Origin of the sequence: Streptomyces sp. NBC_01525, assembly GCF_045040405.1 — a bacterium.
GTDB classification, from domain to species: domain Bacteria; phylum Actinomycetota; class Actinomycetes; order Streptomycetales; family Streptomycetaceae; genus Streptomyces; species Streptomyces benahoarensis.
This window is the reverse complement of the sequence record NZ_CP109397.1, coordinates 3,636,145-3,651,043: the sequence shown is the minus strand read 5'-3', so window position 1 is coordinate 3,651,043 and position 14,899 is coordinate 3,636,145. Positions and strand designations below refer to the sequence as shown.

12 protein-coding genes, 3 tRNA genes and 2 pseudogenes are annotated in these 14,899 nt (G+C 70.7%); 10 read left to right on the top strand and 7 right to left on the bottom strand.

Annotated elements, in window-relative coordinates:
- Nucleotides 1-196: 196 nt before the first annotated feature.
- Nucleotides 197-1,015 (bottom strand): response regulator transcription factor, encoded by an 819-nt coding sequence (locus OG422_RS16365; protein WP_405743500.1) that lies wholly within the window; start codon nucleotides 1,013-1,015, stop codon nucleotides 197-199.
- 1,131 nt (nucleotides 1,016-2,146) lie between these two features.
- On the opposite strand from OG422_RS16365, the gene OG422_RS16360 reads away from it, so the two are divergent.
- Nucleotides 2,147-2,719, top strand: coding sequence for an NADPH-dependent FMN reductase (locus OG422_RS16360; protein ID WP_143945001.1), 573 nt, complete (start codon nucleotides 2,147-2,149; stop codon nucleotides 2,717-2,719).
- Nucleotides 2,720-3,092: 373 nt separating this feature from the next.
- Here the strand turns inward: OG422_RS16360 and OG422_RS16355 are convergent, their stop codons facing one another.
- Together OG422_RS16355 and OG422_RS16350 are read right to left on the bottom strand one after the other, a co-directional pair.
- Entirely contained in the window at nucleotides 3,093-4,160 is a 1,068-nt protein-coding gene (locus OG422_RS16355) for a DUF2797 domain-containing protein (RefSeq protein WP_405747822.1), read from the bottom strand.
- A gap of 199 nt (nucleotides 4,161-4,359) precedes the next feature.
- A tRNA-Met gene (locus OG422_RS16350) sits at nucleotides 4,360-4,433 on the bottom strand.
- Between the two features lie 207 nt (nucleotides 4,434-4,640).
- On the opposite strand from OG422_RS16350, the gene OG422_RS16345 reads away from it, so the two are divergent.
- The 3 genes and pseudogenes from OG422_RS16345 to OG422_RS16335 form a co-directional block, all read left to right on the top strand.
- Nucleotides 4,641-5,054, top strand: a complete 414-nt coding sequence (locus OG422_RS16345; protein WP_405743499.1) for a hypothetical protein — start codon at nucleotides 4,641-4,643, stop codon at nucleotides 5,052-5,054.
- A 105-nt stretch (nucleotides 5,055-5,159) separates the two neighbouring features.
- Nucleotides 5,160-5,327: a hypothetical protein gene (locus OG422_RS16340; protein ID WP_405743498.1), complete on the top strand. Its 168-nt coding sequence runs from the start codon at nucleotides 5,160-5,162 to the stop codon at nucleotides 5,325-5,327.
- 845 nt (nucleotides 5,328-6,172) lie between these two features.
- Nucleotides 6,173-6,361, top strand: a pseudogene (locus tag OG422_RS16335) (NUDIX hydrolase); the annotation flags it as partial.
- Between the two features lie 453 nt (nucleotides 6,362-6,814).
- On the opposite strand, the gene OG422_RS16330 reads toward OG422_RS16335, so the two are convergent.
- Together OG422_RS16330 and OG422_RS16325 are read right to left on the bottom strand one after the other, a co-directional pair.
- On the bottom strand, nucleotides 6,815-8,677 hold the full coding sequence (locus OG422_RS16330; RefSeq protein WP_405747820.1) for an APC family permease: 1,863 nt from the start codon (nucleotides 8,675-8,677) through the stop codon (nucleotides 6,815-6,817).
- A gap of 477 nt (nucleotides 8,678-9,154) precedes the next feature.
- Nucleotides 9,155-9,679 carry a DUF5994 family protein gene (locus OG422_RS16325; RefSeq protein ID WP_405743497.1) on the bottom strand — a complete coding sequence of 175 codons (525 nt, stop codon included), beginning with the start codon at nucleotides 9,677-9,679 and terminating at the stop codon, nucleotides 9,155-9,157.
- Between the two features lie 278 nt (nucleotides 9,680-9,957).
- On the opposite strand from OG422_RS16325, the gene OG422_RS16320 reads away from it, so the two are divergent.
- From OG422_RS16320 to OG422_RS16300, 5 genes and pseudogenes are all read left to right on the top strand, one after another.
- Nucleotides 9,958-10,518 carry a DUF5994 family protein gene (locus OG422_RS16320; RefSeq protein ID WP_143943447.1) on the top strand — a complete coding sequence of 187 codons (561 nt, stop codon included), beginning with the start codon at nucleotides 9,958-9,960 and terminating at the stop codon, nucleotides 10,516-10,518.
- A 4-nt stretch (nucleotides 10,519-10,522) separates the two neighbouring features.
- Nucleotides 10,523-10,708 (top strand): hypothetical protein, encoded by a 186-nt coding sequence (locus tag OG422_RS16315; RefSeq protein ID WP_405743496.1) that lies wholly within the window; start codon nucleotides 10,523-10,525, stop codon nucleotides 10,706-10,708.
- 212 nt (nucleotides 10,709-10,920) lie between these two features.
- Nucleotides 10,921-11,193, top strand: coding sequence for a hypothetical protein (locus OG422_RS16310; RefSeq protein WP_405743495.1), 273 nt, complete (start codon nucleotides 10,921-10,923; stop codon nucleotides 11,191-11,193).
- Nucleotides 11,194-11,365: 172 nt separating this feature from the next.
- On the top strand, nucleotides 11,366-11,788 hold the full coding sequence (locus OG422_RS16305; RefSeq protein ID WP_143943450.1) for a YjbQ family protein: 423 nt from the start codon (nucleotides 11,366-11,368) through the stop codon (nucleotides 11,786-11,788).
- Between the two features lie 313 nt (nucleotides 11,789-12,101).
- Nucleotides 12,102-12,902: pseudogene (locus OG422_RS16300) on the top strand (hypothetical protein); the annotation flags it as partial.
- 278 nt (nucleotides 12,903-13,180) lie between these two features.
- On the opposite strand, the gene OG422_RS16295 reads toward OG422_RS16300, so the two are convergent.
- A tRNA-Arg gene (locus tag OG422_RS16295) sits at nucleotides 13,181-13,253 on the bottom strand.
- Between the two features lie 573 nt (nucleotides 13,254-13,826).
- Nucleotides 13,827-13,917: transfer RNA gene (locus OG422_RS16290), tRNA-Ser, on the bottom strand.
- Nucleotides 13,918-14,151: 234 nt separating this feature from the next.
- Here OG422_RS16290 and OG422_RS16285 point away from each other — a divergent pair.
- A complete protein-coding gene (locus OG422_RS16285) occupies nucleotides 14,152-14,760 on the top strand; it encodes an SSI family serine proteinase inhibitor (protein ID WP_405743494.1) in 609 nt (202 codons plus the stop codon).
- Nucleotides 14,761-14,899: the final 139 nt, after the last annotated feature.

Sequence of the window (14,899 nt, the reverse complement as noted above, 5' to 3'; positions counted from 1 at the left end):
GGCCTCCGCGGTTGCGGCCTCCGGCGAAGCGGCTTCCGGCCAAGCGGCTTCCGGGGCGCAGGCCCGGGCTTCGTCCCCGGCACTTCGACGGCGCTCCGGCAGGGCACCGTCCCCCACTCCCCCGCCCGCTTCCCCTCCCCGGTACGTCATCGTCCGCATCTCCGCATCCGCATCCCCGTCCGCGTCCGCGTCCGCGTCAGCCCGCCGGCTTGATCAGATAGCCCGCGCCGCGCCGGGTGTGGATCATCGGCTCCCGCCCGGCGTCGATCTTCCGTCGCAGATACGAGATGTACAGCTCGACGACGTTGGCCTGCCCCCCGAAGTCGTAGCTCCAGACCCGGTCCAGGATCTGCGTCTTGCTCAGCACCCGCCGCGGGTTACGCATCAGGTACCGCAGCAGCTCGAACTCGGTGGCCGTCAGCCGGATGTCGTCCCCACCGCGCGTCACCTCATGGCTGTCCTCGTCCAGCGTCAGATCGCCCACCGTCAGCACCGAGGCGCTCTTCGCCGCCGCGGCCCCCGCCCGGCGCAACAGGCCCCGGAGCCGGGCGACCACCTCCTCCAAGCTGAACGGCTTGGTGACGTAGTCGTCGCCACCCGCCGTCAGCCCGGCGATCCGGTCCTCGACGGAGTCCTTGGCCGTCAGGAACAGCACCGGAACGTCCGGCAGTTCACGCCGCAGCCGGGCCAGCACCGTCAACCCGTCCATGTCCGGCAGCATCACATCGAGCAGCACCGCGTCCGGCCGCCAGCTCCGGGCGCAGCGCAGCGCTCCGGCGCCGTCGCCCTCGGACCTGATGTCCCAGCCCTCGTAGCGGAGCGCGAGCGACAACAGATCGGCGAGCGAGGACTCGTCGTCCACCACCAGCACCCGCACCGGACTCCCGTCGGCCCGCCGCAGCCCGGGCTGCCCACCGGGCGCCCGGGCCTCCCCGCCGCCCCCCACGGCGGACCGGTACGGCCGGGCACCCGAAGGCCCCGCGGAAACAGCGGACGGCGATGAAGTCACGGTCATGCCCCGAACGTCCCCCTCCCCCGTGAGAGCCCCCTTTCCCCTTTCTGTGAATACCCTGAGAATCCCCCCAGCCTGCGGCGTGACCGCACGGCCTCAACGTGGCCCCTCGGCCCACGTCCTCAACACGCAGCCTCAACGTGCCCCGTCAGCACACGCCCTTGAACACGCGGCCTCAATGTGGCCCCTCAGCACTTCCCGTCAGCGCTCCCCCGTCAGCGCTCCCCTCACCGCCGCCTCCCCCGCGTACGACACCGCCTGCGCCCCCGAATCCGAAGCCAAGCTGTCCAAGACCCGTCGTTGCCGCGCTCCCCCGCTCCCCCGCTCCCCGACACCGGCCGCCGCGCCCCCAAGTCACCTCAGCTCACCCCAGCCCCCGGCATCGCCCCCCTCTCGCCCGGCACCGACTTCGCCCCCGAGCCCAAGGCCCAAGCTCCCCTTGCGTCTCGGGCCCCGGCCTCTCCGCCCCAGGCCCGTCACCGCCTGGTGGCCGCTCCCCGCTCCTCCGGCCCAGGCCCGTCACGGCCTGCGCGCTGCTGCCCCTCCTCTCACTCGCCCCGCCCCGCGCACGGTGCCAGGTTCGGCCCGGCCGTCTCGTCCCCCCTGTCTCCCCGCTCTCGCCCCTGCCCCCGTTCCCGTTCCCGTTCCCGTTCCCGTTCCGCCAATGGCTGCTGCCGCCCGTCCCCACCTGTTCGCGGCGCCCGCCGGCCCTCCCGGCTCAGGCCCGTCACGACCTGCGCGCCGCTCCCACGCGTTTCTCCCCACCCGGACGCCGCCTTCTCTCCACACCCCCGCTCATCAACTCCCCCGCCGCGAACAAGCTGGCCACGACCGAGCTGGACCGCCCCCCGCGCGGCCCACCCCGATCACTGCGTTCCACCTTCTCACCCACCACTGACAATCGCCCTGACCTGCAACAACCCGGCCCGCCCCTACTTCTGACACCTCACCCGCCCGCTGCCTTCCCCACCGATCCGCCCCAGGACACGGAGCGCCCGGGCCCCAGGGCGCTTGAGCACCGGAGACCCACGCAGGGCACCGCAACACCGAACCCAGCCCCCGAGGGACAACCACCCGCCCTCGACCACCCGAACACCCGCCGCAGCGGCCCAACGCCCGGCGTACGGTCACCCCATGAGACTCGTCGCCCTGTCCGGCAGCCTGCGCGCCCGCTCCTCGAACGGCGCCGTGCTGCGCTCCGCGCTGGCCTTCTTCGACGGCCCGGCCACCACCGCCGACATCGCCGCCCTGCCGCACTTCAACCCCGACCTGGACGGCGAGGGCGCCACCCCACCCGAGCCCGTCGCCGCCCTCCGCGCCACCGTCGCCGCCGCCGACGCACTGCTCGTCGTCAGCCCCGAGTACGCCCACGGCATCCCGGGCGCCCTCAAGAACGCGCTCGACTGGCTGGTCAGCAGCGGCGAATGCGTCGACAAGCCGGTCGCCGTGATCACCGCGTCGCCATTCCCCACCGGCGGCGATCACGCCAACGCGCAACTGCGGGAAGTGCTCCGCATGATGACGGGCCAGGTCGTCATGGACGCCTGCCGCGAAATCCCCGCCATCGGCCCGAAGATCGACCCCACCACCGAACGCGTCACCGACGAGGCGACCCTGAACGACCTACGCACCGCCCTCCACGCCCTGACAACAGCGGCGGCAGCGACCGGACCAGCACCGACGGCCGAGGCGACAACGACGGCCTGACCCTCACCCCACGAACCGGGCCCCCACCAGGCCACCCCGTACACCGGACCGCCCCGACACCACCTCACGGCCCTCCCTCGGCGGCGCGCTCCTCCAGGCGGCGGCACCCCGCCTCGGCGGAACACCGGCCCCCACCCCCAGGCACCCCCTCGCACGCCCCGGCCCCGGCCCCGCTCCGGCACCACCACCCCGCGCCCGGGAGGGGCCGTCTCATCCGGGAAGCCGACGCCACCGCCTTACCGGAGCCACCCGAGGCACCCGAGCCGCCCGAGGCACCACCCCGCCCGAGGCGCCCGGCGCCACCGCCTGACCCGGGGGCCCATACGCCTCCCCAACGCCCCCTGGACGCCGGAGCGCTCCCCTCCCCCCAACCTCAGAACAGCCCCTCCTGCCCGCCGTCCCCCTCCTCTCCACCCCGGCGGCCCCCTCTCCCGTACGACGCCACCCGCACGGGAACCGTCGTCACCTCACCCCGCGCGGCCCCCAGCACCCACCCGGACAACAACCGAGCATCAAGCACCGCCACCACCTCACCGACCGCCCCCTCCTCACCGGAACGCCGAAGCCCACCGCCAGGACCGCCCCCGCTCCCGGCGCCCGCCGCAGCCCGAGCCCCAGCCCCAGCCCCAGCCCCAGGCGCAAACACCCCACCCTCCGCAGCCGCCCCGGCCACCTCGGACACCCCCCGGATCCGCACCCGCACGTACACGTCCGTCCCGGCCCCCGCCAGCACCTCCCCCACCACCTCCGCGCCCGCCGCCATCGCCCCCAGCTCGGCGGCGTCCGCCGGAATACGCGCCAGCCCGAACAGCTCACTGTGATCGCCGAACGTGAAGTCCACCGGCTCCAACGTCTCCGGCCACCCGGGCAACCCCCGTGCCCGCGCGTGCAGTTCGGCCAGCTCCGCACGCCGCTCCGCCACCGCCGGCAACACCCCTCGCGCCGCCCGCTTCGCCTCCTTGGCGAACCGGTCCGGCACCGCGAGCGCGCTCCCGAGCACCGCCTCCGCCCGGCGCGCCGCCATCAGCGGCCCGCGCCCCAGCCACGCGTACGCCACCGCCCCCTGCTCCACCAGCCGCGCCGCCCCGCGCTCGGCCGCCGTGATCCCGACCTTCACCAGGCCGGGCCCGAAATACGCGAGGTAGACGCCGTACGGGCGCGGATCATCGGCCATGGTGTCCGCCGCCACCGACCGCGAACGGTCCAGCCGGGCACACGCCTCGCACTGATCCCGCGCCGCCGCCCCCGGGATCGCCGCCTCGTACGGGCAGACGATCCACCGCCCGCCGCGCCGCACCCCCAGGCATCGCCGCTCCCCCACCACGGAAAACGCCAGCCACTTCCCCGCGGTCAGCGCGCTGACCCGCTCCGCGCCCCGCTCCGCGCAGTACCAACCGAGCCCCTGCCGAAACCCCCGTTCTCCCCCCGCTTCCCCCTCCAACGACCACCGCGGACCCGTACATCGCCACACCCCGCAAGCGTACGGCCACCCACCGGCCGATCGAGATGTTCCAGCGCCCAGGTGCGGGCGGCCGCCGTCGACGAGGTCCGGGCCCGCCCCCTGAAGCCCGCCGCGGGCGCATCCCCACGCAAAAAAGCCGTAGGCCCGGTGGACGAATCCACCGGGCCTACGGCATCAGTAGCGGGGACAGGATTTGAACCTGCGACCTCTGGGTTATGAGCCCAGCGAGCTACCGAGCTGCTCCACCCCGCGTCGGTAAACAGAACTCTACGCGAACTCCGCCCCAATGCCTAATCCTTCCCCCTCACGCCACCAGACACCCCGCGCACCCTCCGCCACCAGGGCCACGAGCCCCCGAACCACGAGCCCCCAGACCCCAGACCTGCGAGCCCCACCCCCGCGCCCCGTTGAAGCTCCCGCCCCACTTCAGGAGCCCCGCCCCACGCCCACAGGAGCCCCGTGCCCCCACGCAGCCGCCCCGCCGCCATCCCCCACCACGTCCGCTTCCAAGGCGCGACCCGCAACGACCACGGCTCCTTCCCCGGCGTCTTCGCCCTCGTCAACGGTCTCGCCCGCCAGGGCCTCCTCACCCCGGCCCAGGAACGCTTCCGCCGTGCCTCCAACGACTGGTACGACGCCCACTTCACCAACCCCACCGACGTCGACCCCACCGTCTACGACCGCACCCGCCACCCCGGCGCCGCCGCCTGGTTCAAGTCCACGTCCCCCCGCCTGATCACCCGCGTCGACGGCTACCTCGCCATCCTCCGCACCCACCGCATCCCCTGCCACCGCCTCCACTCCCGCTCCCCTGGCCACGTCGTCTACGAGGACCCGGACCAGATCGTGGTGGTACCCCGACGCTCGACGTGAACGGCCGCGGCATCGGTCGGCCTGCTGCTCCTCGCCCTCGCCTACGGTGCCTTCGCCGTCATCGTGCTCCGGCAGGCATACACCGGAGACGGTGCAAGCGGCCCGTTGACAGGCCCGGCCCAGTGGCCCCTGGCCCTGTCCGCCGCCACGGGCCTGTCGGCGCTCTGCCTCCCCAACGCCGCGATGAGCCACACAACGCGCCGCCGCACCGTCGCGCTCCAGTACGCCCTGGCCCTCGCAGGCCCCGCAGTGGCGGCCGTCGACTTCGCCTAGGAACACCAACGGGCCCCGGCCCAACACAGGGCCCCGGCCTCCTCGGGCGGGACCACTCAGGGCATCAGAAACACCGGAGGCCCCGTCGATTCCTCGACGGGGCCTCCCGGCCTGCTGTGCGCTCGGCAGAATTCGAACCTGCAACCTTCTGATCCGTAGCGTTGGGCAGGTCTGTGCAGCGACACTGCCTGATCAGTCGGCCCGTGTTCGGCTGACCGCTGGTGTCAGCTCACGTGTGCCGTCGTTGCCGTCACAGTTGACCGGGCAGGACGGCACGTGCCTCGACACCTGGGTGGTGCCCGGCGGCGATGCGCCGGGCACCGGTTCCGAACGAAGGTCGCACAGCCCGCGTCAACCAGACATCAACGGGCGAAGAGGGCAGGCGTGATCGAGGCGCTGGCCGTGGCTTGCTGGTACTTCTTGTTGCCCGGGAAGTGCACCTCGTACCCGCCGGCGAGACCCGGCCCCCACACGCCAAGGGGAGAAGAGTTGCCCTGAAGGTGGCCTTCGCCCCGACCACGGCGCCCGAGACATCGTCGGCAGTGAGCTGCGGGAGCACCTTCATCTGTTCCCCCCGTCCGCGGTCGGAGGCTGCGGCGGGTAGTAGCCCTGCGGCGGGTACGGGTAGTACCCGGTCGGAGGCTGCGGCGGGTAGTACCCCTGCGTCTCCTAGTAGGGAGAAGATCGGTCCGGTCTGCATCCCCCCAAGCACGTTCGCACAGCCCTCGTTGTGCCGTATTTCGGATTCACCAGCCGACCTGCGCATCGTTCCGGTCCTTTGATGCCGCGCATCTGACGCAAGCCTCGTCCGAGATGCCGAGGGCCACGAGGCGAGAGGGTCGACGATCAGGCAGTGGAAGACCCATGGCGAACGGCAGATCTCCACCCATCGGTGGGTGCACCTGTGCCTGGTGGACGTCCGGCAGCCGGACGGGCGCCGCTGGGAACACCACGTCGTCCGGCTCCCTCACCTGACCGCGGCGACCGCGGTCAACGAACGCCGCGAGATGCTGATGATGTGGCGTCACCGCTTCGAAGGGTTGGCGATCCGCCTCCCCATACAGGATTGGCGATCCGCCTCCCCATACAGGTCAGCCGTGGCGCGTCCGGTGACAGCGGCTGCTGCTCGCCGATGACGACGTAACCCCCTCCCGCGTACAGCGCTTGGACCTTCCCGTCACCGGCCTTGCCGTTCACGAACAGGGTGGCGTAGCGCTCGGGGCGTGCCTCCAGCAGGTGGTAAGGGCCTGCCGGGCGCTGTCCAGCTCGGTGAAGCGGCGCATCGTGATCGAGTCAGCGTTCATGTCAGGACCTCTCGCTGGTACTGCGTCCACGTCGGTAACGCTCAAGATCAGCGCCTACGCGAGGTCGTCAACAGGGCGAACGTTGCCTGATGCGGCACTGGATAACGCTGGCGGTCGCCTGCGAGGTGGGCGATGTGGTGATTGGCATGCTGCAAAGCCACAGACACAGCCACGGGGACGTGGCTACACGTGGAAGGGCACGGTGGTGATGACGATCTTCGGCAGTGGGCGCAGTGCGTGCCGCAGCCGTGGGGCGATCCTGCTGTGCAGCAGGCGGTACCGCCTGCGCATCGTGACGGTCTCCGGCAGGATGACCGTCAAGGTGAGGTCCGGGCGCTGTGCGTGCAGGGCTTCGATGTAGTGGACCAGTGGCGCGACGATCGCGCGATAGGGGGAGACCACGACTTCCAGCGGGAGGTGGTCGCCCCACAGGGTCCAGTACTGGCGGAAGCGTTCGGCCTCGTCCTCTTCGGGGCTGACGTGAAGGGCGAGTACGGGCTGGTGGAGCGAGGCGGCGTAGGCCAGTGCGCGCATCCCGGCCAGGTCCATGGTCGCGATGGGGACGACCGATAGGTGGCGGATCTCCTGGGGTGTCTCCTCGTCCTCTTCTTCCGTCCGGGCGTCGGGAAGTGCCGTGGGGGACTGCGGAGTTGTCGCCGCGGACGGCGCCGCGTCGGGGCTGGGGTGTGCCGGGAGGATGGGGGTGGGCAACTCGATGGCGTGCGGGTGCAGACGAAGCGCCTTGCCGACGGTCTCGTAGTGGTGCCGGATGCGCATCGTCACCACCAGGAACAGTCCGACGGCAAGCACGGCGACCCATGCGCCCTCGGTGAACTTGGTGAGGCCGGCGGTGAGGAAGACGACAGCCGACAGCAGGGCGCCGGTGGCGTTGAAGAACAGGCTCTTGCGCCAGTGGCGGTCACGCAGGCGCCACCAGTGGACCACCATTCCGGCCTGGGACAGGGTGAAGGCCAGGAAGACGCCGACGGCGTACAGCGGGATCAGGGATGCGGTCGTGCCGTTGAAGGCCACGTAGACCAGCGTCGCCGCGATCGTCAGCAGAATGATTCCGTTGCTGAAGGCGAGGCGGTCGCCCAGGCGTAGAAAGATCTGTGGGGCGTGTCGGTCACGGGCGAGCAGGAACAGCACGCGAGGGAAGTCGTTGTAGGCGGTGTTCGCCGCGAGCAGCAGGACCGCGGCCGTGGCGGCCTGGGTGAGGACGTACAGCGGTCCGGTGCCGAAGCTGTGGTGGGCGAGCTGGGAGAGGACCGTCTCCCGGGTGCTGGGCACGACGCCGTCGAGTTGGACCATGGCGACCGTGCCGGCGAACAACACAATGAGCAGACCGGCCATCCAGGTCAGCGTGGTGCGGGCGTTGCGCCACTCCACGGGTTTGAATGCCGGCACCGCGTTGGAGATCGCCTCGATACCGGTCATCGCTGTGGACCCGGAGGCGAAGGCGCGCATCACCAGCAGTACGCCGACGCTCTCCGTGGTGTTCAGGTGCGGAGCCGCAGTGGGGTGGAAGCCGCGGCCGGCGGCGTCGACGAGGCCCACGGCGACGAGCGCGAACACCGCAATGATGAAGGCGTAGGTCGGCGCGGCGAACAGTGCGCCGGCCTGCCGGATGCCCCGCAGGTTCCCGGCGAGCAGCAGGGCGATCACACCGACGCCGATCGGGACGGCGTCGGTGGCGAGTGAGGGAACTGCCGAGGTGATCGCCGCGACCCCGGAGGCGATCGACACGGCGACCGTGAGGATGTAGTCGGTCATCAGGCCGGCGGCGGCGATCAGTCCGGGAACGCGGCCCAGATTGTCGCTGGCGACGATGTACGAGCCGCCGCCGTGCGGATACGCGCGGATCGTCTGGCGGTATGACACCCCCACCGCCAGCATCAGGAAGACGATCGTGGCGGCGATCGGCACGGAGTAGGCCAGTCCCGCCACGCCGCCGAGCACGAGGACGGCGAGCATGGCCTCGGGCCCGTAGGCAACCGAGGAGAGGGCATCGGCGGACAGCACGGGCAACGCCACCAGCTTGCGCATCCGCTCCTGCGCGATCGCCGTGCTTTTCAGGGCGGCCCCCAGGGCGAAGCGTCGCACGTGGTAGCCGAAGCGGCCCAATCGGCCTGGAGGCAGCTCTCCCGCGGCCATGCCGGGGGCGGGCGGTTGTCCACCGAGTGGCGAGACGCTGACCAGACGACCCCAACCGACGGGCTGGATCTCCGCAGGGGACGGAAATCTGCCCAGATCGGAATCCACGGGCAGTGCCCGGTGCCACGCATCGGGAGCCGACACCCGCCCCCACTCACGCCCCACCCGACGCAGCAGCCGCAGCTGCTCCTCGTCGAGCCCCGGCAAGACCGCCGAAGGGCTCAGCGCACCACACCGGCCCACGCCACTGCCATCACTCTGCGCATGCGTCACATAACGCAGTGTCTCCTATGGGTGCCTGTCTAATCTGCACCTTCGCGGCAACCTGCATCCCTCTCGCCAAGGAGCGCCGAAGCCTCGACGGCTTCCTCACCGCTCACCGCGTACGCGGCCCGTCTGCGGCTCTTCCGCGGGAACCGGGTGTGTGCGAGGGGTGCCGGTATCGATGAGGATCTGCTCGGCCTGGGTGACGTTGCCGGCCTCGACGGCCCTGGTCATTGCGGCGCGGGCTGCTTCAGGCGTCGCGTGCGGCGGGACCACCAGCAGGGAGAAGTGGTCCTGGTCGCCCCGGGTGATGAGGACGGTGTCGTCACCGATCGGGAAGGATTCGATGTGCACGACCCGGTCGTCGATGACCAGACGGGTCGGCAGTTCTTCCCAGGCACCGGTGTCCAGGCCGATGCGCAGGACGGGGCCGAGGTGCTCGGTCAGCGCGGCGATCAGACCGGGGAGTTCGGCGCCGATGTCGCGCGAACGCGGCCACCACGCGCCGTCGAGAACTTGCTCGCGGGTGTGCGTGGTCACCAGCCGCAAGAGGGCCGTCCCGGGTCTGACGGCCTGGTGGACCTCGTCCGGCAGAAGCTGCGGGACGCGGGGAGCGTCGGAGTCGGCCATGTGTGTTCGCCCGTCTTCCCGGGGTTGCGTCCGCCCGGCGAGGTGACCTCGTCACTTCACCGTACTCCGCGTGCCGGGCGCGGGCGCGCCGCCCGGCGGCGGAGCCGGACCCCCCTTCGCCAGGAAAGTTGCTGGTCACGCGCACCTTCACGGACCGCTGGCCGGAGTAGAGTAAAGAAACCGGGAGTACTCCGCGCACCGGCTCCCACGCCGGTGTCGTTCTCGGCGAGCAACAACACCGGGACGTCGAAGACGAGCCCCGGGGACGGGTCTGCGCCATGACCGCGACCATCGACCGTACGATCATCGGCGAGCGCGTACCTTCGTCACCGGCCCGCCTCTCCTTCACTCCGGCAGGATCACCTCCGGGTCTCCTGGACGGCGCCTGGTGGCCCCGCACTCGCGATCTCTTCCGCGAACTCCCCGCTCTGACCGACGTGCTGGACGCGCGCTGGGGCCGGATCACCCATGTCACGGTGAACCCGACCCACTGGCCCGTGGTGCCGCGAAAGGTGCCGGTGACCGGGCACACGGTGCACGTGGGCTGGTTCGCCGAAGAGCAGGACGCGAACAAGCTGATCCTCCTCTCCTACACCGCGGGCCGCTGGGACCTGCTGGTGATCCCGCCGGAGACCGGCGCTGCCGCCGCCGCCCGGCTGATGTCCGCCGCGGCCACCCCTGGCAGCCTCCTGAGCGCCAGCGCCGTCATGGCGAGCGAGGACACCACCCATGACGCGCAGGAGGCGCTGTGGCAGGAAGAAGGGTGGGAGAGCGAGGGCGGAGCCGCCTCGGCGACAGGGAACCCAGCCGGGCTCCTGCCCTCCGCCGGAGGGATGTGAGGACGTGGAGACGGTCATCACCGTAGCCGTGATCATCCTCATGATCGTCATGGGCATGTTCCTGATCCATCTGCTCAACGCGCAGCACGACGAGCGGATCGCGGCCTTCCACTACAGCGAGGCCCCGCGGGGATCCGGACGGCGGAGCCGCCCGAATCAACAGCCGCCCAACCCTCTGAACCGCCCGTAGTACGGTGAACACGTCGGGACATTTCGAGCGCTCCCGCCGGCATGACACCTGCAGAATCGATGCCTTCGGCACGTGGCCGCCCGCATCCGGACGAGGTCTGAGGGAGCCCGGGCCTCAGGTACGCAGCTGCGCCGGAGTCGGCCCTCGACCGGGCGTCCTGGCACACCCTTCGCCGCGATGAACACAGCGCATTTTTCCCAGAGGTGGCAGTCATGGCATCACTAACCGACCGGAAGGCGTACCGCGAGAAGATCATGCAGGCTCTGTACGAGGCCACCGAAGGCAACCGCCTTCTGGGGATCGCCGGGGCGAAGCTGCTCCAGGAACTCGCGATCCCCGAAGAGGATCTGGCGGCTGCCTGCACCTATCTGGTGGGCGAGGACCTGATCACGGTCGACTGGGCCACGGGCAATACACCGGCCATGGTCACGCTGACGCACCAAGGCATTCGACGCATGGAGGCCGAAGAAGAAAAGCGCGGCTGACGCACTGCTCAGGCGGCGCCCGAACCCTTCGACTGCCACATTGCCCGTAGGGGCATTCTGCTGCCCGGACTACGCAGCAGCCAGGTACTCCACGTGCCGATACTCGCGGAGTTCCGGAGGAACAACCCATCCGGCCGTTAGCACCAGGCTCCGCGACGGGTACCGGTGAACCATGGCTGGCACCTTCACCACACGCACGATCAACATCACAACCGGCTCCACCGAGACCCTGCACGACCTCACGAACGCATGCTCCGCGTTCCTCCGAGAGGCCGCTCACGGGCGAAACGGACTGCTGAACATCTTCACCCCCCACGCGACGTCCGGCCTGGCCATCATCGAGACCGGCGCGGGCAGCGACGATGACCTGCTGGCGGCCCTCCGTGACGTTCTTCCGGCGGACGGCCGCTGGCAAGACCGCCACGGCAGTCCTGGCCACAGCAGCGCCCACATGCTCCCGGCTCTGGTCCCACCACACGCCACGTTGCCCGTAGTCGAGGGTGAGCTGGAGCTGGGGGCCGCGCAGTCCGTCGTACTCGTGAACACCGACCGGGACAGCCCAGAACGCCAAGTCCGGCTGTCTTTCCTCAGCTGACCACACGACCCTGCACCTGGTCTTCGCCCCCTTGACGAGGCAGTTCTCCGGCCGGCCACCCCAAGGTCTCCTGTGCCCGGATCGAACGTCTCGAAGAGCATGGCTTTGGCCTCGCTCAGCGGGAGCCGCAGGGCCAGTTCCTCGGCCAAGCAGCTCAGCGACGGGAAGGCCCCCTGGGTGAAGCGCGTGGTCATACCTCGCAGCTCTCCACGGTCCATTCGGACAGCAACTCCGAGCGCTCCAACAGCTCCCCGACGACCGAGCCAGCCGCCCTCCGTCCAGGACCGCACTCAGACGGGCGAAGTCCGAAACGATGCCCCGGGGACGGGTGCGGCATGGCACGCGGCTGACGGGGCGCTACCTGATGCCGCGCCCCGGACGGCAGTGGGCCGAGCAAGGTGGCAAGCACAAAGACCCCGAGCGTGAGCCCCGCCGCAGGCGGCGGGCGGCCTACAACCGCTACGGCGGAGTACACCTGCAGATCTGTCCGCAGGACCACCTACATCAACTACGAGTCGCTGGTCCGCAACTACATCACCCGGAGTTCGGCAGGAAGAAGCTGTCCCGGCTCGCCGCCCGCGACATCCGCGCCTTCCTCGCCAAGGCAGCGGTCACCTGCCAGTGCTGCGCACAGGGCAAGGACAAGAAGCGGCCGGAGCACAAGCTGCGCTGCTGCGCCCTCAGCACGTGCGGCAAGAAGCTCCCCTCCGACCGGACCGTGCGCTTCTTGCTGGTGATCCCTCCTTCGGGCGGCTCTCCAGCACGCCGTACGCGAGGACGAGTTGCCCGCAACGTGGCCCGGAGCGTGGAGCTGAGCATGGGAACGAAGCGCGAGATCGAACCGCTCACGGTCAAGGAGGGGCGTCAGCTCCTGGCGACGGCCCGGGACAACCGTCTGTGGGCCGCGTACGAAATGGCGGTCCGCATCGGCCTGCGGCGTGGTGAGCTGCTGGGGCTGCGCTGGTCGGACGCGGAGAACGGGACCCCCATCGTGCCGCGCAACCTCAACCGATCCTTCGCGACGCTGTGCGTCCGCACCGGAATCCGCAAAGTCCGCTTCCATGACCTGCGCCACACGTGCGCGTCCCTGCTCCACGAACAGGGCGCCGACGCTCGCATGATCATGGAAGTCCTGGGCCACAGCTCGATCCGCGTAACCATGGACATCTACACGTTCGTCCGGCTCGACTCCCAGCGCTCCGCGTTCGACCGGGTCGGGGACGCGCTGAAGGGTGACGGCAACCGGCCGGACGATGACGACGGCACGACCGGCGCGCTGGTAGCCGTCCGACCTTCCCTCACCAGCCGTTCAAGGCGGTTGCCGTCAAACACTGCCGTCAACACAAAAGCCAGAGGCCCTGTCGATTACTCGACAGGGCCTCTGATCTGCTGTGCGCTCGGCAGGATTCGAACCTGCAACCTTCTGATCCGTAGTCAGATGCTCTATCCGTTAAGCTACGAGCGCTTGGCTTTCCGGCGGTTTTTCTTGCCGGTCGGCGTTGCGTGGACAACATTACATGAACCGCGCCGTGACACGAAATCCATTGCCCACACCGTCCCTGACCTGCAGAAACGCCCCTGAGGGCGCTGTTCGGAGGGGCTCGGCCCCGGCGGCGTCTCCGTGAAAACGATGAAGATCGATGACGATCGGCGGGGACCGGTGGAGATCGATGGCACTGCGGGAGCACAGGGGGCCGCTCGGGGCGTCGGGTGCGCCCCGAGCGGTGACGAAGATCGGTGCCGGGCCTCCGTGGCGGACCTCGCCGCAGGGGCGCGTCCGTGATCAGCGCCTGATGCCCGTGCCGGTGATCGTCACTGCGGCGCGAGCCGGGATCCACGACTGCGAGCCTCAGCGGGACCCGAGCCCGGCCACCGGCACGCCGCACCCGGGCCCCACCCGGAGCCCCAGCCCCGCAGGAGCACCCCACACGCCGACCCCCACCGGTGGAAGCCCCCGGCCCCCGGCTCCCGGCCCCCGGTACGCAAAACGCCTCCGGGCCCCCTCTCGCTAAGGAGAGGGGGCCCGGAGGTCGGAACGCGGAGGCGGAGGGATTTGAACCCTCGATGGGGGGTAAGCCCCAAACCGCATTAGCAGTGCGGCGCCATAGACCGGACTAGGCGACGCCTCCACACACCAGCGCGTGAGCGCTATGGCGTGTCCAGATGATGGCACAGCTCTGTGGGCTGTCACCAATCGCCCCCTACGGTACTCGGCGGGCGGCCCCTCGGGCAAAGACGTTCCTGCAGCGAAACGTCGGGGCGGGAGGCGCGTTAGAGGGGGTGGGGCCGGGTGCGGCGTGGCCGTGAGGTGCCCCGGTGGGTGCGTGTCGCGCGCCCGTTCCGCTCTCTCCTCTGGAGCCGAGATGCCGTATCTCAGGAAGTCCCTGCTGACCGTCGTCGCCCCGGTGGTGGCCGCCGCAGCCGCGCTGGCGCTGGCCGCGCCCGCCGCCTCGGGTGCGCCGATCCCGCTGCCGCTGCCCGGGGAGCGCGCCGCGGCGCCGAACCCCACCGGTCCGGCCGGGGTCCTCGACCGTACGGGCCTGCGGCCGCCCACCGGGCACCGTCACCACCGGGGCGTCTCCGGGCTGCCGGGGCCCGACGCGCGAACGGATGGCGAGGGCGGGGCCGGGCCGCTGCGGCCCGCGGATCATCTGACGGTGACGGTGACGCGGTCCGGGCCGGCGGGGATCGACGGGCGGTACGAGCTGTTCTGCCACCCCGACGGCGGGAACCACTTCGACGCGGCGGGGGCGTGCGACCGGCTGGACCGGATGACGCGGTGGGGGCAGGACACGTTCGCGGCGGTTCCGCAGGCCGCGAAGTGCACGATGATGTACGGCGGTCCGATCACCGCGCATGTCTCCGGCTACTGGGCCGGGCGGCCGGTGGATGCCGAGTTCCGGCGGACCGACGGCTGTGAGATCGCCCGCTGGGACCGGTTCGAGCCGCTGCTCCCGACGACCGGTTCATGACGCGATGCCCGAGCCATTTCGTGGCGGAGTGGGTGGGCAGGTCAGGACGCGGGGCACATGTCGGGCGTGCGGTGAGTCGCACCCGGCCGGGGCACCACCTGCCCCTCATCCGCCTCGGCGTCCACGGCAACTGCCCGTA

Bases quoted from the DNA above. Each gene is read 5' to 3' on its own strand.
- OG422_RS16360 (WP_143945001.1), top strand. From the start codon at position 2,147: ATGAGACTCGTCGCCCTGTCCGGCAGCCTGCGCGCCCGCTCCTCGAAC.
- OG422_RS16310 (WP_405743495.1), top strand. From the start codon at position 10,921: ATGGCATCACTAACCGACCGGAAGGCGTACCGCGAGAAGATCATGCAG.
- OG422_RS16320 (WP_143943447.1), top strand. From the start codon at position 9,958: ATGACCGCGACCATCGACCGTACGATCATCGGCGAGCGCGTACCTTCG.
- OG422_RS16330 (WP_405747820.1), bottom strand. From the start codon at position 8,677: ATGCGCAAGCTGGTGGCGTTGCCCGTGCTGTCCGCCGATGCCCTCTCC.
- OG422_RS16285 (WP_405743494.1), top strand. From the start codon at position 14,152: ATGCCGTATCTCAGGAAGTCCCTGCTGACCGTCGTCGCCCCGGTGGTG.
- OG422_RS16305 (WP_143943450.1), top strand. From the start codon at position 11,366: ATGGCTGGCACCTTCACCACACGCACGATCAACATCACAACCGGCTCC.
- OG422_RS16325 (WP_405743497.1), bottom strand. From the start codon at position 9,679: ATGGCCGACTCCGACGCTCCCCGCGTCCCGCAGCTTCTGCCGGACGAG.
- OG422_RS16365 (WP_405743500.1), bottom strand. From the start codon at position 1,015: ATGACCGTGACTTCATCGCCGTCCGCTGTTTCCGCGGGGCCTTCGGGT.